Source organism: Mesorhizobium sp. f-mel (genome assembly GCF_053850215.1).
The window spans coordinates 1-22,530 of record NZ_JBSPTO010000036.1 but is presented as its reverse complement, the minus strand read 5'-3'; the positions used below and the strand labels follow the sequence as shown (position 1 = coordinate 22,530).

The following is a 22,530-nucleotide window of genomic DNA, read 5'->3' as shown; positions in this document are numbered from 1 at the left end:
TTTGCGTCCTGCAGAGCCTGCGCGCCAGCTGGGACAGCAGGCCCCAGCGCCGCAACTTCGAGGAGAATTAGCGCAGTGTCGTACTGAACGGCCGGTTCAGCCGCCGTCGCTCTGCCCGCGCCATCGCTGTAGCGCCCATGCGGCCAGCCAGCACAGCATCGCCCAGGCGAAGCCGGCGCACCAGCCGGCCAGCACGTCGGATGGCCAATGAACGCCGAGATAGACGCGGCTGATGCCGACCAGCAGGGTCGTCAGCACCGCCAGCGACAGCACGTAAATCTTCGTCGTTCGCCCAGGCAGGAAGCGCGACGCCATGCTGCCCAGCGTCAAATATGTCACCGCCGACAGCATCGCATGGCCGCTCGGAAACGAAAGCGATGCCACGTCGGCGAGATGCGAGACCAGATCGGGGCGCGGCCGGTCGATTCCGAGCTTCAGCGTGCTCGACAGGGCCTGCCCGCCCGCCACTGCGACGAGGACGAGAAACGCTGGTCCCGGCCTGTGGATCAGCAGCAGATAGACGATCACGGCGGCCGTGATAAACACGAGCACGCTGGCGCTGCCGAGGCTGGTGATGTCGCGCATCGCCCCTTCCAGCCATAGCGGTCCGATCGGATTGTCGGGCTGGCCCGCTTCACGGAAGGCGAGCAGGATTTCCGTATCGAAGGCGTGCGGCGTGGTGTCTCGCGCCACCTCCATCAGTTCCTCGAACCCCCACAGTCCGCCGGCGATGACCAGTCCGGCCAGCAGCACCGGGAATTCGATCCAGTTGAGCAGCTTGCTTGCGGTATTCTTCATCGGCCCTCGCAGTTACGGCCTTTGCAGATAGGGACCGAGCGTGATCAGCGCCACCGCTGCGACGGCGAGCACGATGCCAGTGGCCTGCAACGCATTGACGCGCTCGCCGAAGAACACCAGTGCCACCACGTTCACCGACACCAGCTGGATCACCGCCGACAGGCTGAACGACACCGACATGCCGAATTCACGGATCAGCCTCAGCATGATCAGATTGCCCGCCGAATACAGCGCCAAAGTCAAAACGATCTTGCCGAAGGTCGGCGCCAGTCCCCATTGCTTGGCCGCCGTCGCTGCTAGCAGGAAGATCACCGTCGAAATGCCGAGCTGCCCCAGTCCCCAGAAACTCACTTTTTGTCCCTCTCGACGCGGTCCTTCCGCGCCTGCCGCTGATCTTGTTTCCGAAGCGCCGGTCGCGGTCAAGCGAGGCTCATCATGGACACGAAATCGGGGCTGGAAATTGGCCGGCAACGTCATCAAACTGTGATCTGCCGGCGATACGCGGTCAGTCAAGCAGCACGCTCAAGCCATCCCAAAGAAAGCCAGAGGCAAGCCCATGACAGAACACCGCTCCCCCGACACGCATTTCCGCACCAGCCTGCTCGAGGAAAACGATGGGCCAGGAACCAATCCCACCGACAACCAGACGATGGGCGAGATCATCGCCGCACGTTTCTCGCGCCGTGGTTTCCTGCAGGGATCGCTCGCGGCAACCGCCATCGCCGCCACCGTCAGCCCGCTGGCGCTGATCCTCGCCGACGATGCCCGCGCAGCCGGCGGCTCGGCCTTCAGCTTCGACGAGGTCGAGGCGGGCGTCGATGACAAGCATCATGTCGCCGCCGGCTACGACGCCGACGTGCTGCTGCGCTGGGGCGATCCGCTGTTCGCCGATTCGCCGGACTTCGATCCGGCAAAACAGTCGGCCCAGGCCCAGGAAAGACAGTTCGGCTACAACAACGACTATGTCGGCTATATCCCGATCGACGGCTCGGCCGAGCATGGTCTGCTGGTGGTCAACCACGAATACACCAATCCGCATCTGATGTTCCCGGGCCTCGTAACCATCGTCGAAGGCGAGGCCAAGCAGGCGCCGCTGAGCAAGGAACAGGTCGATGTCGAGATGGCCGCGCATGGCGGCACCATCGTCGAGATCCGCAAGGTATCAGGCAAATGGCAGGTGGTGCGCGACGGCAAGCTCAACCGCCGCATCACCTCCAACACCGAGATGGCGCTGTCCGGCCCCGCCGCCGGCCACGACCGCGTCAAGACCAGTGCCGATCCGACCGGCACGAAGGTCTTCGGCACCGTCAACAACTGTGCCGGCGGCGTCACGCCCTGGGGCACCTACGTCATGGCCGAGGAAAACATACACGGCTATTTCTCGGGCGAGCTGCAGGAAGGCCACAAGGAAGCCGCCAACTACAAGCGCCTGGGGATTCCCGAAGGCGCCTATGAATGGGCTGCGCATTACGACCGCTTCGACATCGGCAAGGAGCCGAACGAGCCGAATCGCTTCGGCTGGATCGTTGAGGTCGACGTCAACGATCCGACCTCGGTGCCGCGGAAGCGCACTGCCATGGGCCGCTTCAAGCATGAGGGCGCTGAATCGATCGTCGCCAAGGATGGCCGTGTCGTCTTCTATCTCGGCGACGACGAACGCTTCGACTATGTCTACAAATTCGTCACGGCCGGCAAGTTCAACGCCGAGGACCGCGCCGCCAACATGGATCTCCTCGACGACGGCACGCTCTATGTCGCCAAATTCGCCGAGGACGGGTCGATCGAATGGCTGCCCATCGTCTTCGGCCAAGGCCCGCTGACGGCGGAGAACGGCTTTGCCAGCCAGGCCGACGTGCTCATCGAGACGCGCCGTGCCGCCGATCTGCTCGGGGCCACCAAGATGGACCGCCCCGAGGATATCCAGCCGAATCCGGCGACTGGCAAAGTCTACGTCATGTTGACCAACAATTCTAAACGCAAGACGGACCAGGTCGATGCCGCCAACCCACGCGCCGAAAACGCTTTCGGCCACATTATCGAGATCGTCGAGGACGGTGGCGATTTCACTGCTGCCAAGGGCAAATGGGAAGTGCTGTTGAAATGCGGCGATCCCTCGGTAGCCGAAGTCGGCGCCACCTTCTCGACCGCAACCACCGCCAATGGCTGGTTCGGCATGCCGGATAATTGCGCCTTCGATTCAGCCGGCCGGCTTTGGGTCGCCACCGATGGCCAGGGCCCGAAGGCGACCGGCCGCACCGATGGCCTGTGGGCGGTCGACACCGAAGGCGAGGCGCGGGCGACATCAAAGCTGTTCTTCCGCGTGCCGATCGGCGCCGAACTGTGCGGCCCGCTATTCACGCCCGACGACCAGACCGCCTTCGTCGCGGTTCAGCATCCGGCCGATGGCGGCGAAGACTGGGAGGCTTTTGGCCGTCCCTCTTACTACGAGGACCCGTCGACCCGCTGGCCTGACTTCAAGCCCGATATGCCGGTGCGGCCGTCGGTCGTCGCCATCACCAAACAGGGCGGTGGCAAGATCGCGGTCTAGAGATCATCGCGCTCCCAGGTCCACGCTGGTAAATCGTTGGGGAGGGGTTTTGGCTCGACCGAAGCCCCTCCTTTTTTATGCCCGCTTGCCAATTTATTCCCAATTGCCAACGGCTTCCGTTCAATTCTCGCTGCCACCAATGATTCGAAGCCCGCGGGCTTGCGGGTATCCCAATTCCGAAGCGCGGCACGCGGAATCTCGACCATGCCCTCCTTGCGCAATCATTTCGACCGCCTGCTCGAGGGCGCCGCGCCCAAGGTCACCCGGCAGGAGCTGACCCATGCCGAGCGCCTGGCGCTGGTCCGCCGGCATGGCGATTTCTCGCTCGCCTATTCGACCGCCGTCCAGGGCAATCTTTCAGGGGATGCCGGCCTAGCCCACGGCTCAGCGTGCTGTAAGCCGGTCAGTTCCGCAGCCGGTAGCCGGTCCTGAAGATCCACGCGACGATCGCTATGCAGATAAGCAGGAAAACGACGGTCATGCCGAGGCTGATGCCGATCGAGACGTCGGATTTGCCGTAGAAACTCCACCGAAAACCGCTGACCAGATAGAGGACGGGGTTGAACAGCGTCACCGTGCGCCAGATGCCGGGCAGCATGTCGATCGAATAGAAGCTGCCGCCAAGGAAGGTCAGCGGCGTGATGATCAGCAGCGGCACCAGCTGCAGCTGCTCGAAGCTCTTCGCCCAGATGCCGATGATGAACCCGAACAGGCTGAAGGTCACCGACGTCAGCACCAGGAAGGAGAGCATCCAGAACGGATGCTCGATAGTCAGCGGCACGAACAGCGACGCGGTCGCCAGGATGATCAGGCCGAGTATGATCGACTTGGTCGCCGCACCGCCGACATAGGCAATGATGATCTCCAGATAGGACACCGGCGCCGACAGCAATTCGTAGATCGAGCCGACGAATTTCGGGAAATAGATGGCGAAGGAGGCGTTGGAGATCGACTGCGTCAGTAGCGACAGCATGATCAGCCCCGGCACGATGAAGGCGCCGTAGCTGATGCCGTCGATCTCGGTGATGCGCGAGCCGATGGCCGAGCCGAAGACGACGAAATAGAGCGATGTCGAGATGACAGGCGAGACGATGCTCTGCAGCACGGTCCGAAAGGCGCGCGCCATCTCCATCTTGTAGATCGCCCAGACTGCTCGCAGGTTCATGCGTCCTTCCTCACCAGATTGACGAAGATCTCCTCGAGCGAGCTGTTTTGCGTGTCGATATCGCGGAACTGGATGCCGGCCGTCTCAAGGTCGCGGAGCAGCGAGGCGACGCCCGGCCGTTCGCTCTGGTTGTCATAGGTGTACGTCAGTTGATTGCCGTCCGGCGCAAGCTCCAGCGCGTAGCGCGAAAACGTCTCGGGTATGGTGGCGAGCGGACTGCGCAATTCCAGCAACAGCCTTTTGCGGCCGAGCGTGCGCATCAGTTCGGCCTTGTCCTCGACCAGCACGATTTCGCCGCGATTGATGACGCCGACGCGGTCGGCCATCGCCTCGGCCTCCTCGATATAGTGTGTGGTCAGGATGATGGTGACGCCATCCTCGCGCAGCCGGCGCACCATCGCCCACATTTCCTGGCGCAGCTCGACGTCGACCCCGGCTGTCGGCTCGTCGAGGAACAGCACTCTCGGTTCGTGCGACAACGCCTTGGCGATCATCAGCCGCCGCTTCATGCCGCCGGACAGGGTGATCGCCTTGGCGTCCTTCTTGTCCCACAACGACAGGTCGCGCAGCACTTTCTCGACGAAGGCGGGGTTGGCTGGCTTGCCGAATAGGCCGCGGCTGTAACTTACAGTCGCCCATACGCTCTCGAACGCGTCGATGGTCAGTTCCTGCGGCACCAGCCCGATCAGGCTGCGCGCGGCGCGATAATCCCGGCTGATGTCGTGGCCGTCCACGGTGACCGCGCCCGACGAGCGGTTGACGATACCGCACACGATCGAGATCAGCGTCGTCTTGCCGGCGCCGTTCGGCCCGAGCAGCGCAAAGATCTCGCCGCGCTCGATATCGAGGTTGATCTCCTTCAGGGCCTTGAAACCGGTGGCGTAGGTCTTGGTGACCCCGGAAATGGAAATGATCGATGGCATGGCTGAAAAAACGGCTGCTTGAAAGGAGAACTGTTGGTTCAATCCGCTGAATGTCGGTGCGCGCAGCCGGAAGTCAATGGCACTCCTGACAGTTCTGGACATCGGCATGCGAAGATGCATCCACCGCTGCCGCAGTCCTGCGGCGTTCCGCCTCGCGTGACGCCACGCCGCTTTGACCGTTTAGCGCATCCGGCCTATCTTCTGCGACATAAGCAGCAGCCGGAGCCCACCATGGACCCGCTCATCCTTTCGCGCATTCAATTCGGCGCGAACATCTCGTTCCATATCCTGTTTCCGGCTATCACCATCGCGCTTGGCTGGATGCTGCTGTTGTTCAAGCTTCGCTACAACGCCACAGGCGATACCGCCTGGATGCGCGCCTATTTCACCTGGGTGAAGGTGTTCGCGCTGTCGTTTGCCATGGGCGTGGTTTCGGGTGTCACCATGAGCTTCCAGTTCGGCACCAACTGGCCGGGTTACATGGAAACCGTCGGCAACATAGCCGGCCCGCTGCTTGCCTATGAGATACTCACCGCCTTCTTCCTCGAGGCAGCGTTCCTCGGCATCATGCTGTTCGGCTTCCGCCGCGTCTCCAACCGCATCCACACGCTGGCAACCGTGCTGGTGGCCGGCGGCACCACCCTGTCCGCCTTCTGGATCATCGCGCTCAATTCGTGGATGCAGACGCCGGTCGGCTTCGAGATGCGCAACGGCGTAGCCCACGCCACGGACTGGTGGGCGATCGTCTTCAACCCGTCGATGCCCTACCGGCTCGTCCACATGCTGCTTGCCTCCGGCCTGACGGTTTCGTTCCTGATCGCGGGCCTGTCGGCGCTGCGCTATCTCTATGGCGACCGCTCGGAATCGATGTGGAAGGCCTTGCGCACCGGTGTCTTCACCGCGGCGATCCTGATCCCCATCCAGATCTTCGCCGGCGACCAGCATGGCCTCAACACGCTGGAGCATCAGCCGCAGAAGGTCGCCGCCATGGAGGCCAACTGGAACACCGGCCCCAATGTGCCGCTGGTCCTTTTCGCGCTTCCCGACGAGGCGGCAAGGGAGAACAAATTCGAAGTCGCCATCCCCGACGGCGCCAGCCTCATCCTCAGGCACAGCGCCAGCGGCGTCGTGCCGGGGCTGAACGACTATGCCGGCAACCATCCACCGGTCTTCCCGGTGTTCTGGGCTTTTCGCATCATGGTCGGCACCGGCGTCCTGATGCTCGTCGTCTCCTGGTCGGCCGCCTTTTTCCTTAGGCGCCGCCACACCCTGCCGAAACCGCTGGCGCTGGTTATGGTGCCGATGGCGCTGTCCGGCTGGCTGGCGACGCTGGCCGGCTGGTACACCACCGAGATCGGCCGCCAGCCCTGGCTGGTCACCGGTGTGCTCAAGACCCTCGATGCGGTCGGCCCGGTCGCCGGCAGCCAGGTCGCGGTCTCGCTTGCGGTCTATCTCATCCTCTACGCGCTGCTTCTGATCGCCTATCTCGGCGTGCTGGTCTATCTGGCGCTGAAGGCGGCGAAGGACGGCGATACCTCGCCGCTGCCGGGCGTTCTCGACGCGCCGCTGTCGCAACCGGCGGCAAAATAGGGAGAACGGTGATGACCCTCGACTGGCCGACATTGCTCCCCCTCATCTTCGCCGGCCTGATGGGCCTTGCCCTCCTGATCTACGTTATCCTCGACGGCTTCGATCTCGGCATCGGCATCCTGTTCGCGGCCGCTGAAGACGCCGAGCAGGACACGATGATTGCGGCAATAGGCCCGTTCTGGGACGCTAACGAGACCTGGCTGGTGCTGGCGGTCGGCCTGCTGCTGGTTGCCTTCCCGCTGGCGCACGGCACCATCCTCACCGCGCTCTACATTCCGGTCTTCCTCCTCCTTGTCGGCTTGATCCTGCGCGGCGTTGCCTTCGATTTCCGGGCCAAGGTACCGGCCGGCCGGAAGCATCGCTGGAACCGCATCTTCTTCCTGGGCTCGGTCATCGCCTCGCTGGCGCAGGGCTACATGCTGGGGATTTATGTTCTGGGCCTGGATGTCGGCCTCAGCGGCATGGCCTTCGGCGCCCTGGTGGCGCTCTGCCTTGCCGCCGCCTATGCGGCGATGGGCGCGGCCTGGGTCATCTACAAGACGGAAGGCGAATTGCAGAAGAAGGCGGTGCTATGGCTGCGCCGGGCGCTGGTGCTGACCGCGCTCGGCATGGTCGCCGTCTCGCTGGCCACGCCGCTCGCCAGTCCGCGCATCTTCGACAAATGGTTCGTCTGGCCCGCCATGCTCTATTTGTCGCCGCTGCCGATCCTGTCGGCGGTGCTGTTCGCCTGGCTGTGGCGGCAGACCTTCCACCTGCCTAAAGCAGACGATCGCCACGCGCTGATGCCGTTCTTGACACTGGCCGCCATCTTCACGCTGGGCTTTGCCGGGCTCGCCTGGTCGTTCTATCCCTTCGTCGTGCCCGACAGGCTGACCATCTGGCAGGCGGCGTCCGCGCCTGAAAGCCTCGCCATAATCCTGGCCGGCACGGTGGTCGTGCTGCCGGTCATCATTTTCTATTCGTTTTATGCCTACCGCGTGTTCGGCGGCAAGGCGACGGATCTGACCTACGACTGACAGGCAACCGCCGCACTGCACAATATTTAGGCGGCCTGCCAGTCGAGCGGCATTGGGTCGTGAAGAAGCCTTCCCCGATCCTATTGAGAAAGCCCGATTCGAGCCGATTTCGATGGTTTGGCATGCCTGTTGCTTTGCCCTGACGACCAATTGGTTTTGCTCAGTCAAAGGGGAAAATAATGAACCGTCGCAATATGTGCATGCTGGCCTTCGCCGCCGTGGCTGGAATCGCCATGGCCCCGTTTCCGCAGGCGCGGGCTGACGCCTTGAGCGACATTGGGGGGCGGGGCACCATCCGCATCGCGGTGCCACAGGATTTCCCGCCCTTCGGCAGTGTCGGTGCCGACATGACGCCGCAAGGCTACGACATCGATATCGCCAATCTGATTGGCGAAAAGCTCGGCGCCAAGGTCGAGATCCGGTCACCAGCGCCAACCGCATTCCCTATCTTCAGACCAACAAGGTCGACCTGGTCATTTCCAGCCTCGGCAAGAATCCCGATCGCGAGAAGGTCATCGACTTTTCCGAAGCCTACGCCCCCTTCTACAATGGCGTGTTCGCTCCGGCGGATGTCGCGGTCGCGAAGGCGGGAGACCTCGCCGGCAAGACCGTTGGCGTCACCCGCGGCGCGATCGAAGATCTCGAACTGACCAAGGTCGTGCCCGCGAGCGTCGAGATCAAGCGCTACGAGGACAATAACGGCACTATTTCCGCTTTCCTTTCGGGCCAGGTCGAGGTGATCGCGACCGGGAATGTCGTCGCCGCCGCCATCCTCGAAAAGAACCCGCCCAAGCGGCCGGAGCTCAAATTCCTGATCAAGAATTCGCCTTGCTACATCGGCATGAACAAGAAAGAGCCGGCATTGATGGCCAAGATCAACGGCATCATCGCCGCTGCCAGGTCCGATGGCGCCCTCAACGCTATTTCGCAGAAATGGCTGAAGGTCGACCTGCCGGCTGACCTGTGATCGCCGCCCGCCGCGTGTGGCTTAGAGCATTTTGCAGCCAAATGGAACCATTTGGCGTCCGCATAAATGCGGCAAAACAAACAGTTAGAGCGAGTTACCGGTTCCAAGAGAACCGGAACCGCTCTAGGTCAGATAGCAAGCCATGACCTATCAGTTCGATTTCGGCTGGCTGATCGGTTCTCTGCCGGTGCTGCTCAAGGGCATCCGGATCACCGTGCAGCTCATCGTGATCGGCGCGGTGTTCGGCGTGGCCCTTGGCATTGCCTGCGCCTGGGTGCGGGCGCTGGGGCCGAAATTGCTAAAACCCGTCGTCGCGACCTATGTCGAGCTGATCCGCAACACGCCCTTCCTCATCCAGCTGTTCTTCATCTTCTTCGGGCTGCCGTCGCTTGGCATCAGGATGTCGGAACTGACCGCCGCCAACCTCGCCATGATCGTCAATCTCGGCGCCTACAGCTGCGAAATCATCCGCGCCGGCATCCAGGCCACGCCACGCGGCCAGTTCGAAGCCGGCGCGAGCCTCGCCATGACGCCGTTCCAGAGCTTCTGGTATGTGGTTCTGGTCCCGGCGCTGCAGCGCATCTGGCCTGCGCTGTCATCGCAGATCGTCATCGTCATGCTGGGTTCGGCCGTCGTTTCGCAGATTGCCGCCGAGGACCTGACCTTTGCAGCCAACTTTATCCAGTCGCGCAATTTCAGGGCCTTCGAAACCTACATCGTCTCGACCCTGATCTACCTGGCCCTCGCCATCCTGCTGCGCCAGCTGCTGGCCGGCCTGGGCTGGATGCTGTTTCCAAGGAAGGCGTCGCGATGAGACAGGCGCCATGACCGAGTTCAGCTTCTGGGACATCCTGCGCAACCTGCTTCTGGCCGCCCGCTGGACCGTTGTCCTCTCGCTGGTTTCCTTCATCGGTGGCGGCATCGTCGGCGCGGCCCTGCTTTTCCTGCGCATCGGCGGCCGGCATTGGAAGCGGCTGCTGTCACGCGGCTACATCCAGCTGTTCCAGGGCACCCCGCTCCTGATGCAGCTTTTTCTCGCCTTCTTCGGCCTTGGCCTGTTCGGCATCGACGTTCCCGCCTGGCTTGCCGCCTGTGTCGCGCTCATCCTGTGGACCGCCGCCTTCCTCGCCGAAATCTGGCGCGGCTGCGTCGAGAGCATCGCCAAGGGTCAATGGGAGGCGTCCGCCAGCCTCGGCATGGGTTATCTCCAGCAGATGCGCTACGTCATCCTGCCGCAGGCGCTGAAAGTGGCGGTGCCGCCGACGGTCGGCTTCTCGGTGCAGGTGGTGAAAGGCACCGCGCTCACCTCGATCATCGGCTTCGTCGAATTGTCGAAGGCCGGTTCGATCGTCACCAACGCGACGTTCCAGCCGTTCACCGTCTATGGTCTGGTCGCGCTCATCTACTTCGCTTTGTGCTGGCCGCTGTCGAAATCGAGCCAGCTCCTGGAAAGGAAGCTCAATGTCGCTCATCGCAATCACTGAGGTGAAGAAGCGCTTCGGCGACAACGAGGTGCTGAAGGGGATTTCCATCGACATCGCGCCGGGCGAGGTCGTCGCCATCATCGGCAAGAGCGGTTCGGGCAAGTCGACGCTGCTGCGCTGCATCAACGGGCTGGAGACCATCGACGAAGGCTCGATCGTCGTCGCCGGCGCCCAGTTCCTGCCCGACGAGGTGCATCTCAAGGCGCTGCGCCTGAAGGTCGGCATGATTTTTCAGCAGTTCAATCTGTTCCCGCATCTCACCGCTGGCGGCAACGTCATGCTGTCGCAGATGGTGGTGAAGAAGACGCCGAAAAAGGACGCCGAAGCGGTCGCGCGAAAAATGCTCGACCGCGTCGGTCTCGCCCACAAGTTCAACGCCTTGCCGGACGAATTGTCCGGCGGCCAGCAGCAGCGCGTGGCCATCGCCCGGGCGCTCGCCATGCAGCCCATCGCGCTGCTATGCGACGAGATCACCTCGGCGCTCGACCCCGAACTCGTTGCCGAAGTGCTGGCTGTCGTCAGGGAATTGGCCGCGGAAGGGATGACGCTGGTGATGGTCACCCATGAGATGCGCTTCGCCCGCGACGTCTGCTCGCGCGTCGTGTTCATGCATCAGGGCCGCGTCCACGAGATCGGCGCCCCCGAGGACGTCTTCGCCAATCCCAGGACGCCTGAGCTCAGGCAGTTTCTAGGCGTGCAATAAGGTGATGCCGGCCTGCAAACGGCGGCTCCCTGCGCTTCCGGTACTCACGTACCCGAAAGTACAGCTCCGTTCCGGTTCTCGGAATCCACCATTTTCGGCTCGGCCTAACCTGAATCTCAACACACCTTACGCCGAAGTGCGTCCACTTAGACGCATCAAGTGCACGCTGGCAAAAGATCAGCTCTTGTTGGCGGCCAGCACCAGCACCGGTTTTTCGCTGTAAAGGTCTGGGAATAGCGTCTTCAAATTCTCGATTTTGGGCAGGTCGTTGTAGACGATATAGGGGTAGGTCGGGTTCAGCGTCAAAAAATCCTGGTGATAGTCCTCGGCCGGATAGAAGGTTTTCCCGGTCTCCAGCGTGGTCACGATCGGCTCCGGAAACACCTTGGCCTTGTCGAGCTGGGCGATGTAGCTCTCGGCGATCTTCTTCTGGGCGTCGCTTTCGGCAAAGATCGTCGAACGGTATTGGGGGCCGCGGTCCGGACCCTGATAGTTCAGCTGCGTCGGGTTGTGCGCGACCGAGAAATACACTTGCAGCAACTGGCCGTAGGTCACTTCTGACGGCTCGTAGGTGATCTCGACGGCTTCGGCGTGCCCGGTGCGGCCGGTGCCGACCGTCTCGTAGACGGCGGTGTCCTTGTCGCCTCCGGCATAGCCGGACACGGCGCTGGTCACGCCCTTGACGTGCTGGAACACGCCCTGCACACCCCAGAAACAGCCGCCGGCGAAGATCGCCTTGGCGGTGCCGGCGGCGGGTTTTTCGTCCATCGCCGGCGGTGGGATCACCACTGCCGCCTCGGCTGAAATCGCCGGCGTCTGCCACAGTGCGGCGCCGGCCGCCGCGAGGATCAGCGCCGCAAGCGCGCTCCTGGCGAAGCTTGTCGAGCGCCTCGCAATTGGTTCTCGAATGCCAGTCATGTCTGATCTCCCATGATGGTGTTGTGATTATAGAGCATTTGGGTCCGCCGGCGTCTCACATTGCCGTGCGTTTCGGGCCGTGCGTATTTGGAATAGTACGCCGGCGCAGGTTTGCCCCTGCGCCGGCCGCAAGGGCCGTCTCCGGCCTGGGCAGGAACGGCCAGGGACTGCCTGACCTACTTGGCCATGCCCATGGCGTCGCAGGCCTTTGTTGCCTCATCCTTCTTCATCGCGTCGGTTTCCATGGCTGCCTTGTCCATGCAGTCCTTCATCTTTTCGGCGGCCATCGGGTCGGCCGGCTTCATCGCGTCGGTGGCCATGGCATCGGCGGGCTTCATGGCATCCGTGGCCATCGGCTTCATCGCATCCTCGGCGCGCGCGATGCCGCCAGCAAAAAGCGCCGTCGAGCAAAGCGCTAGGGCGAGCGCCGGCAGCGTCAGGCGGGTGAAGTTGGTCATGGTGGTCTCCTCTGGGGTTGATGGCGCGCTGATGCGGCCGGCATGTGCGGCGCCGCTCATGCGGCGTTGCGCAAATTTGTTTGAGCATGATCTTTCCGAAAACCGGGTCCCACTTTTCGGGATCATGCTTTGTTGAATTCTAGTTCGTCGCGGCGGCCAGGATCGGCCCGCCACCCGGTGACTGCACCAGCACCGCGGTGCTGAGCCCGCTCGCGGCCGCCGGCAGCGGCAGCACGATAGCATCGCCGGTCCAGACGCCAAGCCTGGAGAGGGAATGCACGACATTGGCATGCGGCAGCGTGCGTCCGGTGTTTTCGCCGCGCGCCACCGGCACTTCGATGACGCCTTGCCGGTAGCGCACCAGCCAGATATCGGCCTTGCCGCCCGGCACCGGGCCGGCGCCGATGGCGATCTTGCCGCCGTCGAGCGATAGTGAGGGCCCTTTCGCGGGGCCGCTGCTCGAAATCAGACGCTCGATCTCGCCGCGCCGGGCGCCGACCGCATCGGCACTGCCATTGACCACCACTTGCGGCGTGAACGGACCCGAACGGCCGAGCGACGGCTCATATGTGACCTGGCGCTGGGTGAATTCCTCCCTGCCGAAAGTGTCCTTCCAGCCGAGATAGTCCCAGTAGGTGACGTTGAAGGAGAGCGCCAGCACGCCTGGCCGGTCCTTGACCTTGATCAGATTGGCGTTGGCCGGCGGACAGGACGAGCAGCCCTGGCTGGTGAACAGCTCGACCACGGTGAGCGGCTGGCCTGCGGCCGCCCCCGTTACCAAAAGCCCCGTTGCAAAAAACATCGTCGCCGATAACAGCGCCGCCGCTCCTGCGCGCGTCGCGCTCCTGCTGCGTTTGGCTTTTGATCCAGTCATCGGCTGTCCTCCGCTGCGACGGGCGTGAAGCGCCGCTCATGTCCACACTTCGCCGCCGCAGTGCGGTTCGTTACAGCCATCACCGCTTCGTGATTGGAAGGCTGGCTATCTTTGCGACGTTGGAGATTGGCGAAGGCCGTCACGACAGCCGATCTCCCCCCATGTGGGGGAGATGTCCGGCAGGACAGAGGGGGGCGCCGTAGAGCACTGAAGCGCAGTTCCACATGCGCCGCTGTGCAACGCTGGAATGGCACTCAGGCAATCATGGAAACCTTGGGGCCTCCGAGGTTTCGGAGGTGGAAAATCATCGATCTCTGGCAAGGCCGGTGGGACAGCGCCCCCCTCTGGCCTGCCGGCCTTCTCCCCCGCGTGGGGGGAGATCGGCAGCTTCTCCCTATTGCGTAAGCACTGTTTGCGAAGGCCGCTGATTGAAATCGCATTTGCCTGTCACGGTGTAGAAGAAGTCGGCGTTGGACACCGGAGCCGGTACGGGATTGCCGCCATCTTCCCAGGCCTGCTGGCTGGGTTGGCCGCACGGCACGGCGGTGAAGATGTCCACCAGTTTGCCGTTCGCGACTTCAACTCCGTCGATGTACAACCGGTTCGATGTGTTCGCGTCGTTCGACTTGAGCTTGGGTATTTGGGCCGACGGCACATCCATCTGCAGATACAGCACATCCATCAGGCTGACGTCGATCACCGCGCCGGCGCCGTTCGCGGGATACATGGTGTTGGTGCAGGTGGTCAGGTATTTCTTGTTGCCGCTCGTTTGTGTAATCGCGCCGGCAGGCAGGCTGTTGAAATTCTGCACCGTCTTGGTCGTGCATTTTTGTTCCTGGACCTTCGTGCTCGTCGCTCCATTGACCGTATACACTGTCGACGTGCCGTAGCCTTTCGGATCGCCAAAGTTGTTGTAGACATAGTTGATCTTCATCAACGGGTTGAGCGCCGTCTCGCCGAATTTCGTGCCGTAGAGCGTCATCGTCTTGTTCCAATAGCCCGACACCTTGTCGACCTTGAACGTGGTCTGCACCAGCGCCGGCCGCTTGCGCACCGCCGACGCGACGCCGATCTGCACTGTGTCGACGTGGGCGATCTGCATGAAGTTCGTCGGCATGGCAAAGCTGGCCGAAGCATTGATGCTGGCGGCGCCGTCGGCAGCGACGACGAAGCTGTCGAGCTTGGCGGTGCCTTGCCCGCTATTGGCCGTAAACGACTCCTGCAGTTTCACCTGACGGTCCGCCAGTGACGTGCTGGTTGGCAGCGTCGTGATCGACAGGGTCGCGGCATCGAGCGCATTCTGCATCGATCCCTTGGTCGCAACGGCCGCGTTATAGTCGATTGAAAAGCCCAGCGCGGCCATCATCGGGATCAGCATGATGGCGAGTATCGGCGCTAAGGAGCCGCTCTCGGAACGAAGAAAATGGCTTCCAGACTGTGGCATTGCTTGGCCCCCCAAACGGTGACAGGTCGTTGCCTGTCACGCAGGGCGCGAACTATGCTCTAATCTGGTGGATCAAAGCTTAACGGTGTTGCGCCCCCCGGCAGCGCAAACCTCAGCGATTGCTTTGGCCGCACGCCCGGCCGCTTGCCCGGGCAAGCTGCCCCTGCTAAAGCGCGCGGCATGACCACGCCGATCAAGAACATCCGCAATTTCTCCATCGTCGCCCATATCGACCATGGCAAATCCACGCTTGCCGACCGGCTGATCCAGCTGACCGGCGGGCTGGAGCTGCGCGACATGAAGGAGCAGGTGCTGGACTCGATGGATATCGAGCGCGAGCGCGGCATCACCATCAAGGCGCAGACGGTGCGGCTGAAATACCGCGCCAACAATGGCGAGGACTATGTCCTCAACCTGATCGACACGCCCGGCCATGTCGACTTCGCCTATGAAGTGTCGCGTTCGCTCGCGGCCTGCGAGGGCTCGCTGCTGGTCGTCGATGCCTCTCAAGGCGTCGAGGCGCAGACGCTGGCCAATGTCTACCAGGCCATCGACAACAACCACGAAATCGTCGTGGTGCTGAACAAGGTCGACCTGCCGGCCGCCGAGCCCGAGCGCATCCGCGAGCAGGTCGAGGAGGTGATCGGCATCGACGCCTCCAACGCCGTGCTGATCTCGGCCAAGACCGGGCTCGGCATTCCCGACGTGCTGGAGGCGATCGTCAATGATCTGCCGCCGCCGCGCGAGGGCGACATCGCCGCACCGCTGAAGGCGATGCTGGTCGACAGTTGGTACGACGCGTATCTCGGCGTCATCGTGCTTGTCCGCGTCATCGACGGCGTGCTGAAGAAGGGCCAGACCATCCGCATGATGGGCACCGGCGCCAAGTACCTGGTCGAGCGCACCGGCGTCTTCACGCCGGCCCGCATCAATGTCGACGAGCTCGGCCCCGGCGAGTTCGGCTTCTTTACCGGCTCGATCAAGGAAGTCGCCGACACCCGCGTCGGTGACACCATCACCGAGGACAAGCGCCAGACGGCACAGGCCCTGCCCGGCTTCAAGCCGGCGCAGCCGGTGGTTTTCTGCGGCCTGTTCCCGGTCGACGCCGCCGATTTCGAGGATCTGCGCGCCGCGGTCGGCAAGCTGCGCCTCAACGACGCTTCTTTCTCCTATGAGATGGAAACCAGTGCCGCGCTCGGCTTCGGCTATCGCTGCGGCTTCCTTGGCTTGCTGCATCTTGAAATCATTCAGGAGCGGCTGGAGCGCGAGTTCAATCTCGACCTCATCGCCACCGCGCCCTCGGTCGTCTACCGGCTGCTATTGAACGACGGCACGACAAAGGAATTGCACAACCCGGCCGACATGCCTGACGTGGTCAAGATCCAGGCCATCGAGGAGCCATGGATCCGCGCCACCATTCTGACGCCGGACGAGTATCTCGGCGGCATCCTGAAACTCTGCCAGGACCGGCGCGGCATCCAGGCCGATCTGTCCTATGTCGGCAAGCGCGCCATGCTGACCTACGATTTGCCGCTCAATGAAGTGGTCTTCGATTTTTATGATCGCCTAAAATCGATCTCCAAGGGCTACGCCTCCTTCGACTATCATTTGACTGACTATCGCGAGGGCGACCTGGTAAAAATGTCGATCCTGGTCAATGAGGAGCCGGTCGACGCGCTGTCGATGCTGGTCCACCGCACGGCGGCGGAAAAGCGCGGCCGCCAGATGTGCGAGAAGCTGAAGGAGCTCATCCCGCACCACCTGTTCAAGATCCCGATCCAGGCCGCGATCGGCGGCAAGGTCATCGCCCGCGAAACCATCTCGGCGCTGCGCAAGGACGTCACCGCCAAATGCTACGGCGGCGACGTCTCGCGCAAACGCAAGCTGCTCGACAAGCAGAAAGAGGGCAAGAAGCGGATGCGCCAGTTCGGGAAGGTCGATATCCCGCAGGAGGCGTTTATCCAGGCGCTGAAGATGGGGGATTGAGGGCGCTACCTAACCGACATCACCACAGCCTTGGAACTCATCCGATGACGCTGACTGGATGGCCTCGGTGTCGCGGATTCCCCGGGAACATACAATAGCATATTCGCACGTTGGAGCTGCTTGGTCTTCGGGGCCCATAGACGCTTTCCATGCTGAAAAACACAGTCCCATCGCCGCCCGTGGCAAAGCCGCTGTAGCCATTCTGAATAAAATTTGTGACCACACCCTCCGACCGATGAAAATTAATATAGCAAAGCTCATCGCATTTAACGATCAGCTCGTCAGCTGTTGGCCTTCTCGCCGGGTCGTAGTCTAAGCAGCTATCCACGATAGCTATGAGTTCTTTAGATAAGGGGGCAAACTGAGGATTTACTGTCATAAATGACGGCCAAGGCTTTCGTGTCTTGTTACGCACGTTTACCGCAGCTTCCAAGTATACCCCGAATGGATAATCGCCAGTCAGGAGCCTGAACATCAGAGCTCCAAGAGACCAGATATCTGCAGCGGGGCCTGGATGATCGCCGGGCGACCGGAACATCATCTCTGGCGCCATGTAAGGAAGTGCCCCCCTTATCGTTCCCGATGTCGAACGGGTCAGATCTCCGTCCTTTGCAGCCTCGTTAAAAACCTCTTCTGTAAGAGTCGCGATGCCAAAATCCGTGATCTTTAACTGATGAAGATTCACACCTTTTCCGAGAATAATATTACTTGGTTTTAGATCTCTGTGAACGACGCCAGCATGATGGGATGCAGCGACTCCTTTCGACATGTGATGAAGAACTCGTGCCCCCAGATGAGGATCTACAACGCCAAATTTCTCTAGTTTGGCCTCAAGCGTCTCGCCTGCCACGTACTCCTCAATCAAAAAAAGCCGGCCGTACTCTTCCACGTAGTCAAGAGTCTTGGCAACGTTATGGTGATTTACTCGAGCGGCAAATATAGCGCTTTGGGCAAAACGCTTGTCTTGTTGCCCTGCTTGTGGGGTTTTAAGCGCAACGTCCATCTCAAGCAGCATATCGGTCGCCAAATAGACATCTTGCATGCCGCCTTTCCCGACGTGGCTTCGTACAGCGTACCTTCCAGAAACGATATCCCCGCTTTTCAAGGCATTACCTCCGGGTTTGATACATCAAAAGTCACAAACCGGCGGCTACGGCCAGCGTCACCGAATGTAATAACGCAGCAGCCAGGCACCAAGGCACCCGATGACGCCCGAGTGTTGTTAAGAAAGACGGCGCCGGACGCTGTCGTTACCCTGAAATCCAAGCCATCATATGCAATAACAAGCGATCCGACGCTTCCTGCGTTAAGCGTTATCTTTCTATTTAACCTATTGAGATGATGATGTTTCCCATCCATAACCACCAGGGCCCGATGCTCGTCCTGGAGTAAATGTCGCGCCAGAACATTCTGTACCCAATCCATATTGGGCCGCTTCGCCGGATCAGTATTCAGGCATCGATGGATTGCAATCGAAATATTAGTCGGAAGCCCTTTTAGAAGAGATTGAAGAGAAGTCAGGTGAGCTGGCTTAGGTGGTTGCTCAGCCAGCTCGTTAGGAACAGTGGAACTAACGAGAGCCAAAGCGGTTACGCCAAAAGCGTACACGTCGATGGAGCTATTAAAGCTGATAGTGTTTGTTCCCCACAATTCGGGAGCCATGAAAATGGGGGTACCAATGACACTTCGAGTTTTTGCGTCAAAGCCAGACGATCGTGCAAGGCCAAAGTCGATTATTTTAACGACGCCTTCACTATCTAGTCTAATATTGTTTGGCTTTATATCCCGATGGATAATGCCGGCTTTATGAATATCTTTCAGCCCGCAGGCGATCTGCCACAAGATCTTAAGGTAGGCACGGTCAGGAGTTAAAGAGCTTATCTCAAGGTTCTTTCCATCTATGTACTCAAGAACGATCGCCTTTTCACCAATCCGCCTATCGGCCAGTTCAATGATATCGTAAAGCTGGACAACATGCTTGGAGCGGAGTTTCGCGAGCGCCTTCTGCTCGTCAACAATTCTACGCTCACTAACGCCAGTCTGAAGGCGCTTTACAATAACCGGGCGCCTCAGGTGCGTGTCTTGGCATTGAATAATTTCCCCCATGCCACCGGCAGCCGTGCTACCGGTGGGTTCATAACGGTTAGCTATTATCATTCTTAGTTTCCAGGCTTGGTGAGCTGTCAATTTCAATTTCGAACTGAGTTTCGTCGTCAAAAACTTTCTTCTTACGGACTCTTTTCTTTTTAAGTTTGGCCGCATTGTTTTTGTTCTCTGGAAGATCTGATGCCAAAGCGTTGACTGGCGGCTTCGGCGTCAGTGGCTCCTGCGCTGGCTCCGCGAACGTGTTTTCGACGCGTGCGGCGTCCTCTCTGATCCAGAGCGTCTGCAAACTACCAAAGGGATCCCATAATTGGATGCCTTCCGCATCGTTCGAACCTAGGGCACTGGAGAGTTCAGCGACATTTGCAATGGCGGAGGAAGCATTGTCGGAACCTCCACACCACCTGGCGAGTGCGGCTAACCGTTCGGCTGCAGATTTTAGTTCCGGCGCGTGGACAAGTATCTCATTGAGGGTTGTAGGAGGCAAGAAATGTATGCCGTCGGTTGTGATGGCAAGATTGTTGGCGCTATTTGGCACGGCGGCTATGTGTGGCTGGATCCCCGGCCCCATCCCCATAAACTGCAAAAGCTCCCTGCCGTGCCCTCCGACGGCTTCGGCCAGAGAGTCGTCGACAGTTAAGCGATCAACGGATCCTCCACTACTGAAGGCATATATGCGGCTGTCGCCGATGTTTACCCATATTGGACGAATGCTGTTGTCTACAAGGATGGCAGAAAGTGTTGCGCCGCCTTTGCCGCCCGCGAAACGAAACACACAGTCGTTTGCATACAATATGGCAGCATTTGCCCGTTGCTCTAAACCTTGGGAGCGATAGAGCGTTAGCGCATAGAAAAAGCCAGCCAACGCGATTGCAGCGCACTCGGCGCCGTCGCGCATTCCTCCCATTCCATCGGCAACAGCAATTGCAGCTAACGGCCGTCCTGCAGATGCACGGGCGCTGATTTTCATTGCGGCAACCCGATCCTGATTTTCCGAGCGATTTAAACCGATGTCCGTCGCTAGCACTGCAGGAAGATCAAAGCATACATTGACGAATCGATCCGGTACTTTGCGCGAGAGCCATGCCTGAACTTTTTCTTGAAACATCTTCTTCCCAAGATTTGATATCTGCAGCTATGGGACAGCCACTCCACAACGCCGCCGAAATTCGACTGGAACATACTGAAAAAAGGTTAGATACACGGTGGGTGTTAAGCAAGTTTTGTATCGCCTAGACGCAAATCAGCTTCGCGGTCCAAGGCAATCCGGCCCGTGCCAAATTGGGCACAAGTCACAAATGTGTCTAACGCCTTAGACATTCAAGGTAATCGCGCCACGGCATGGCCGCATCGAGCGGGCTGCCGTCGGGCTCCGTCGCTCAAAATTCGCAATGGCGCCATCGGAAGCATTTAACTGCGCAGCGGCCATTGCTTATCCGCTGGAGGACGCCCCGCCCTGCGCTATCCTCTCGGCTTGGGGAGACATGACATGCGCTCCACTCCGGATTTCGTCGCCGCCACCGGCCTCGCCATCGGCGGCGCATTCGGCCTTGCCGGCACCTTCGTGGCGAGCGATGCGCTCCGCGAAACGCTCTGGACGATCGACAGCGTGGCGCTCGTGGTGGCGACGGCGCTTTTGACGATGAAGTATCAGTGGCTGGGCAATGACTGCGTCGCGGCCGGGTTCCTGACCTTTCTCGCCGGCGAGAGCCTGCTGCTGGCAGGCAACGCGGCGGGGCTTGAGGCCAGCGTTCCCTCCTATGTCGGCGGCATCTCGCTGTGGGCGGCAGCACTGGTCATGGTCAGCGCGCCGAACACTTTTGCCCTGTGGATGCGGCTCACCGCTGTTGTGGCTGCTTGCTGTTCGCGTGTCGGCTTGCATGATCCTCTGGGGCGCGCCTTTGCTGCCGACGTCGTCGCCCTTGCCCGCCGCCGGCTATCCTTTCCTGGTCCTCACCTTCATCGGTTGGATCTGGACACTTGCGCAGCCCGAGCAGTGAGCGGTAAGCAGAGGCGATACATCGGGGGTTGGGGGAATTTCAAGTTGCGCAAGTATGTATTGCTGTTTCTTGGTCTCTGCATCGATTTCGTCTGGATAAACGCGGCCGTCGTTCTGGCCGACCGGCTGTTTCCGGGCGTTGCCGAGGCCATTATCGGTCAGCCGACGTCTTGGGCAGCCCTGACAGTCCTCACGCTGGGCCTGCTCAGCCTCGCGCGTGTGGCGAACGCCTCGGTGGGCGAATGGCTGCTGTCCTATGCCCTGGCCGAGCAAGCGGCACGCGCACGCCAGTGGGCCAACCTTCTGCTTGGCACGCTCGGCTTCGTGTCCGGGATCTGGTACTTGCTGCGCCTCACTGAACCCAGCGACGGCATGCCGTTCCTGTTCATGGTCGAGGACACGCCGATGAAGATCGCGGCGGTTGCGCTCCACAGTACCCTTTACAGTTGGTGTGGCGTGATGCTGCTGAGGTTAGAGCCCAGGGCAAAGCTCTACAACGCCCTGTTGTTCGCATCGACCTTGCCATTGGCCGCAATAAACCAAATGTTTTCGCATGATGCGCTGCTCGCATCGATCATGGCGCGCGCCAACAGCCAGGGCCGCCCCTTCACGATGGAAAAAGCGGAACTCTATGCCCGCCTGTCGATCTACTACGCCATTCTGCTTGTCGTGGTGATGCTGGCGATCTTGTATTTCTGCAGGGAGCGGCCGGCCGCGTCTGTTGAAAGATCGCTCGAAGGCTCGCCGAGCGGCCGGGCGTAGCCCTATCGACTCCCGCCGCTTTCGGGCTCAATCTCTTGCCATGTCCGCGCCGCTCGAAATCCGCAACAGCGCCACGGGAAAAATCTTCCCGGCAATCGGGCCGTTCCTGATCGGCGCGATCTTCGCTTTCGGCGCGCTGCAGGGGCTGGCGGCGGGCGCGGCTGGCGGGTGGGTGCTGGTTATCGTGCTTCTGGCGCTCGGTTGCCTGGCGCTCGGCTACTTCATCGCGCGCGGCGCCTTCGACACATCGGTCAAGGTCGTGCTCGACGACAAGGGCTTTCGCGACCGCCGCGCCGGCGACGTGCTGGTGCCTTGGCGCAACGTGCGCAGCGTTCGCCTCGCCTCCGGCGGCAAGGGTGCGGCGATGCTCAATTTCGAGCTGACCGGCGAGCCGCCAGACGAGATCAAATACTCAGCCATCAATGCGCTCAGCCGGATGCTGCCCTTCGGCAAGAACATCGTGCACATGGAAATCTCCTCGCTCGACGTCCAGGGGCAGGACATGATCGCGGCGATCCGGCGGCTGGCGCCGCATGTGGCGGTCGAGGGTTGACGCGCCTTTATCTCCCCCCTTGAGGGGGAGATGTCGCCGGAGGCGACAGGGCCTCGCATGGAGTGCGACTCATCCTTTCGTTAGAGATGGTGCCGAACCCGGTCGGACCAACCCCCTCTGGCTTTGCCGGCCATCTCCCCCTCAAGGGGACTGTTGCACAATTCTTGGTTTATGATTCTCTGAGATGGAAGTTCGGAGGGAATCACGATGGCGGTGAAGCGGACGGGTCAGTTGAGTCT

General features: G+C 61.0%; 21 protein-coding genes and 1 pseudogene. 11 read left to right on the top strand and 11 right to left on the bottom strand.

Annotated elements, in window-relative coordinates:
* Positions 1-96: 96 nt before the first annotated feature.
* Complete coding sequence (locus tag ACWUKX_RS27860; RefSeq protein WP_456009897.1) at positions 97-798, bottom strand: phosphatase PAP2 family protein; 702 nt, start codon at positions 796-798, stop codon at positions 97-99.
* A gap of 12 nt (positions 799-810) precedes the next feature.
* On the bottom strand, positions 811-1,149 hold the full coding sequence (locus ACWUKX_RS27855) for a hypothetical protein (RefSeq protein WP_456009895.1): 339 nt from the start codon (positions 1,147-1,149) through the stop codon (positions 811-813).
* Positions 1,150-1,354: 205 nt separating this feature from the next.
* Here ACWUKX_RS27855 and ACWUKX_RS27850 point away from each other — a divergent pair, with 205 nt between their 5' ends.
* Both ACWUKX_RS27850 and ACWUKX_RS27845 read left to right on the top strand, forming a co-directional pair.
* A complete protein-coding gene (locus ACWUKX_RS27850) occupies positions 1,355-3,346 on the top strand; it encodes a PhoX family protein (protein WP_456009894.1) in 1,992 nt (663 codons plus the stop codon).
* 204 nt (positions 3,347-3,550) lie between these two features.
* Positions 3,551-3,778, top strand: coding sequence for a hypothetical protein (locus ACWUKX_RS27845; protein ID WP_455839271.1), 228 nt, complete (start codon positions 3,551-3,553; stop codon positions 3,776-3,778).
* Here ACWUKX_RS27845 and ACWUKX_RS27840 read toward each other — a convergent pair.
* Both ACWUKX_RS27840 and ACWUKX_RS27835 read right to left on the bottom strand, forming a co-directional pair.
* Positions 3,750-4,511 (bottom strand): ABC transporter permease, encoded by a 762-nt coding sequence (locus tag ACWUKX_RS27840; RefSeq protein WP_065006435.1) that lies wholly within the window; start codon positions 4,509-4,511, stop codon positions 3,750-3,752. The two genes, ACWUKX_RS27845 and ACWUKX_RS27840, sit on opposite strands and share 29 nt — an antisense overlap.
* Entirely contained in the window at positions 4,508-5,434 is a 927-nt protein-coding gene (locus ACWUKX_RS27835; protein ID WP_456009892.1) for an ABC transporter ATP-binding protein, read from the bottom strand. The genes ACWUKX_RS27840 and ACWUKX_RS27835 overlap by 4 nt, the downstream gene beginning before the upstream one ends.
* A gap of 231 nt (positions 5,435-5,665) precedes the next feature.
* Here ACWUKX_RS27835 and ACWUKX_RS27830 point away from each other — a divergent pair, with 231 nt between their 5' ends.
* The 6 genes and pseudogenes from ACWUKX_RS27830 to ACWUKX_RS27805 all read left to right on the top strand — a co-directional run bounded on the left by ACWUKX_RS27830 (position 5,666) and on the right by ACWUKX_RS27805 (position 11,194).
* On the top strand, positions 5,666-7,024 hold the full coding sequence (locus ACWUKX_RS27830) for a cytochrome ubiquinol oxidase subunit I (RefSeq protein ID WP_456009891.1): 1,359 nt from the start codon (positions 5,666-5,668) through the stop codon (positions 7,022-7,024).
* An 11-nt stretch (positions 7,025-7,035) separates the two neighbouring features.
* Positions 7,036-8,040 (top strand): cytochrome d ubiquinol oxidase subunit II, encoded by a 1,005-nt coding sequence (locus ACWUKX_RS27825; protein WP_456009889.1) that lies wholly within the window; start codon positions 7,036-7,038, stop codon positions 8,038-8,040.
* Positions 8,041-8,234: 194 nt separating this feature from the next.
* A pseudogene (locus ACWUKX_RS27820) lies at positions 8,235-9,007 on the top strand (transporter substrate-binding domain-containing protein).
* Positions 9,008-9,149: 142 nt separating this feature from the next.
* Positions 9,150-9,821, top strand: coding sequence for an amino acid ABC transporter permease (locus tag ACWUKX_RS27815; RefSeq protein ID WP_456009888.1), 672 nt, complete (start codon positions 9,150-9,152; stop codon positions 9,819-9,821).
* Positions 9,822-9,831: 10 nt separating this feature from the next.
* Positions 9,832-10,491, top strand: a complete 660-nt coding sequence (locus ACWUKX_RS27810) for an amino acid ABC transporter permease (RefSeq protein WP_287337500.1) — start codon at positions 9,832-9,834, stop codon at positions 10,489-10,491.
* Positions 10,469-11,194, top strand: a complete 726-nt coding sequence (locus ACWUKX_RS27805) for an amino acid ABC transporter ATP-binding protein (protein ID WP_456009887.1) — start codon at positions 10,469-10,471, stop codon at positions 11,192-11,194. The genes ACWUKX_RS27810 and ACWUKX_RS27805 overlap by 23 nt, the downstream gene beginning before the upstream one ends.
* 177 nt (positions 11,195-11,371) lie before the next feature.
* On the opposite strand, the gene msrA is transcribed toward ACWUKX_RS27805, so the two are convergent.
* The 4 genes from msrA to ACWUKX_RS27785 form a co-directional block, all read right to left on the bottom strand.
* Positions 11,372-12,112, bottom strand: coding sequence for a peptide-methionine (S)-S-oxide reductase MsrA (gene msrA / locus ACWUKX_RS27800; protein WP_456009886.1), 741 nt, complete (start codon positions 12,110-12,112; stop codon positions 11,372-11,374).
* 176 nt (positions 12,113-12,288) lie between these two features.
* On the bottom strand, positions 12,289-12,570 hold the full coding sequence (locus ACWUKX_RS27795; RefSeq protein ID WP_456009885.1) for a pentapeptide MXKDX repeat protein: 282 nt from the start codon (positions 12,568-12,570) through the stop codon (positions 12,289-12,291).
* A gap of 139 nt (positions 12,571-12,709) precedes the next feature.
* Entirely contained in the window at positions 12,710-13,444 is a 735-nt protein-coding gene (locus ACWUKX_RS27790; protein ID WP_456009884.1) for a DUF1223 domain-containing protein, read from the bottom strand.
* Positions 13,445-13,838: 394 nt separating this feature from the next.
* A complete protein-coding gene (locus ACWUKX_RS27785; RefSeq protein ID WP_456009883.1) occupies positions 13,839-14,888 on the bottom strand; it encodes a TadE/TadG family type IV pilus assembly protein in 1,050 nt (349 codons plus the stop codon).
* A gap of 180 nt (positions 14,889-15,068) precedes the next feature.
* Here ACWUKX_RS27785 and lepA point away from each other — a divergent pair, with 180 nt between their 5' ends.
* Positions 15,069-16,874 carry a translation elongation factor 4 gene (lepA, locus tag ACWUKX_RS27780; RefSeq protein ID WP_456009882.1) on the top strand — a complete coding sequence of 602 codons (1,806 nt, stop codon included), beginning with the start codon at positions 15,069-15,071 and terminating at the stop codon, positions 16,872-16,874.
* A 37-nt stretch (positions 16,875-16,911) separates the two neighbouring features.
* Here the strand turns inward: lepA and ACWUKX_RS27775 are convergent, their stop codons facing one another.
* Genes ACWUKX_RS27775 through ACWUKX_RS27765 form a run of 3 tightly spaced genes read right to left on the bottom strand, consistent with a single transcriptional unit; the run spans position 16,912 to position 20,085 of the window.
* Entirely contained in the window at positions 16,912-17,979 is a 1,068-nt protein-coding gene (locus ACWUKX_RS27775) for a serine/threonine-protein kinase (protein WP_456009881.1), read from the bottom strand.
* Positions 17,976-19,091: a serine/threonine-protein kinase gene (locus tag ACWUKX_RS27770; RefSeq protein WP_456009880.1), complete on the bottom strand. Its 1,116-nt coding sequence runs from the start codon at positions 19,089-19,091 to the stop codon at positions 17,976-17,978. The genes ACWUKX_RS27775 and ACWUKX_RS27770 overlap by 4 nt, the downstream gene beginning before the upstream one ends.
* On the bottom strand, positions 19,018-20,085 hold the full coding sequence (locus tag ACWUKX_RS27765) for a PP2C family protein-serine/threonine phosphatase (protein WP_456009879.1): 1,068 nt from the start codon (positions 20,083-20,085) through the stop codon (positions 19,018-19,020). Before ACWUKX_RS27765 ends, ACWUKX_RS27770 begins: the two co-directional genes overlap by 74 nt.
* A gap of 381 nt (positions 20,086-20,466) precedes the next feature.
* On the opposite strand from ACWUKX_RS27765, the gene ACWUKX_RS27760 reads away from it, so the two are divergent.
* Both ACWUKX_RS27760 and ACWUKX_RS27755 read left to right on the top strand, forming a co-directional pair.
* Positions 20,467-21,738 (top strand): hypothetical protein, encoded by a 1,272-nt coding sequence (locus ACWUKX_RS27760; RefSeq protein ID WP_456009878.1) that lies wholly within the window; start codon positions 20,467-20,469, stop codon positions 21,736-21,738.
* 40 nt (positions 21,739-21,778) lie between these two features.
* The gene (locus ACWUKX_RS27755; protein ID WP_456009877.1) at positions 21,779-22,291 is read left to right on the top strand and encodes a hypothetical protein; all 513 of its coding nucleotides are present in this window, start codon (positions 21,779-21,781) and stop codon (positions 22,289-22,291) included.
* Positions 22,292-22,530: the final 239 nt, after the last annotated feature.

Bases quoted from the DNA above. Each gene is read 5' to 3' on its own strand.
- ACWUKX_RS27860 (WP_456009897.1), bottom strand. From the start codon at position 798: ATGAAGAATACCGCAAGCAAGCTGCTCAACTGGATCGAATTCCCGGTG.
- ACWUKX_RS27850 (WP_456009894.1), top strand. From the start codon at position 1,355: ATGACAGAACACCGCTCCCCCGACACGCATTTCCGCACCAGCCTGCTC.
- ACWUKX_RS27845 (WP_455839271.1), top strand. From the start codon at position 3,551: ATGCCCTCCTTGCGCAATCATTTCGACCGCCTGCTCGAGGGCGCCGCG.
- ACWUKX_RS27840 (WP_065006435.1), bottom strand. From the start codon at position 4,511: ATGAACCTGCGAGCAGTCTGGGCGATCTACAAGATGGAGATGGCGCGC.
- ACWUKX_RS27835 (WP_456009892.1), bottom strand. From the start codon at position 5,434: ATGCCATCGATCATTTCCATTTCCGGGGTCACCAAGACCTACGCCACC.
- ACWUKX_RS27830 (WP_456009891.1), top strand. From the start codon at position 5,666: ATGGACCCGCTCATCCTTTCGCGCATTCAATTCGGCGCGAACATCTCG.
- ACWUKX_RS27825 (WP_456009889.1), top strand. From the start codon at position 7,036: ATGACCCTCGACTGGCCGACATTGCTCCCCCTCATCTTCGCCGGCCTG.
- ACWUKX_RS27815 (WP_456009888.1), top strand. From the start codon at position 9,150: ATGACCTATCAGTTCGATTTCGGCTGGCTGATCGGTTCTCTGCCGGTG.
- ACWUKX_RS27810 (WP_287337500.1), top strand. From the start codon at position 9,832: ATGACCGAGTTCAGCTTCTGGGACATCCTGCGCAACCTGCTTCTGGCC.
- ACWUKX_RS27805 (WP_456009887.1), top strand. From the start codon at position 10,469: ATGTCGCTCATCGCAATCACTGAGGTGAAGAAGCGCTTCGGCGACAAC.
- msrA (WP_456009886.1), bottom strand. From the start codon at position 12,112: ATGACTGGCATTCGAGAACCAATTGCGAGGCGCTCGACAAGCTTCGCC.
- ACWUKX_RS27795 (WP_456009885.1), bottom strand. From the start codon at position 12,570: ATGACCAACTTCACCCGCCTGACGCTGCCGGCGCTCGCCCTAGCGCTT.
- ACWUKX_RS27790 (WP_456009884.1), bottom strand. From the start codon at position 13,444: ATGACTGGATCAAAAGCCAAACGCAGCAGGAGCGCGACGCGCGCAGGA.
- ACWUKX_RS27785 (WP_456009883.1), bottom strand. From the start codon at position 14,888: ATGCCACAGTCTGGAAGCCATTTTCTTCGTTCCGAGAGCGGCTCCTTA.
- lepA (WP_456009882.1), top strand. From the start codon at position 15,069: ATGACCACGCCGATCAAGAACATCCGCAATTTCTCCATCGTCGCCCAT.
- ACWUKX_RS27765 (WP_456009879.1), bottom strand. From the start codon at position 20,085: ATGTTTCAAGAAAAAGTTCAGGCATGGCTCTCGCGCAAAGTACCGGAT.
- ACWUKX_RS27760 (WP_456009878.1), top strand. From the start codon at position 20,467: ATGCGCTCCACTCCGGATTTCGTCGCCGCCACCGGCCTCGCCATCGGC.
- ACWUKX_RS27755 (WP_456009877.1), top strand. From the start codon at position 21,779: ATGTCCGCGCCGCTCGAAATCCGCAACAGCGCCACGGGAAAAATCTTC.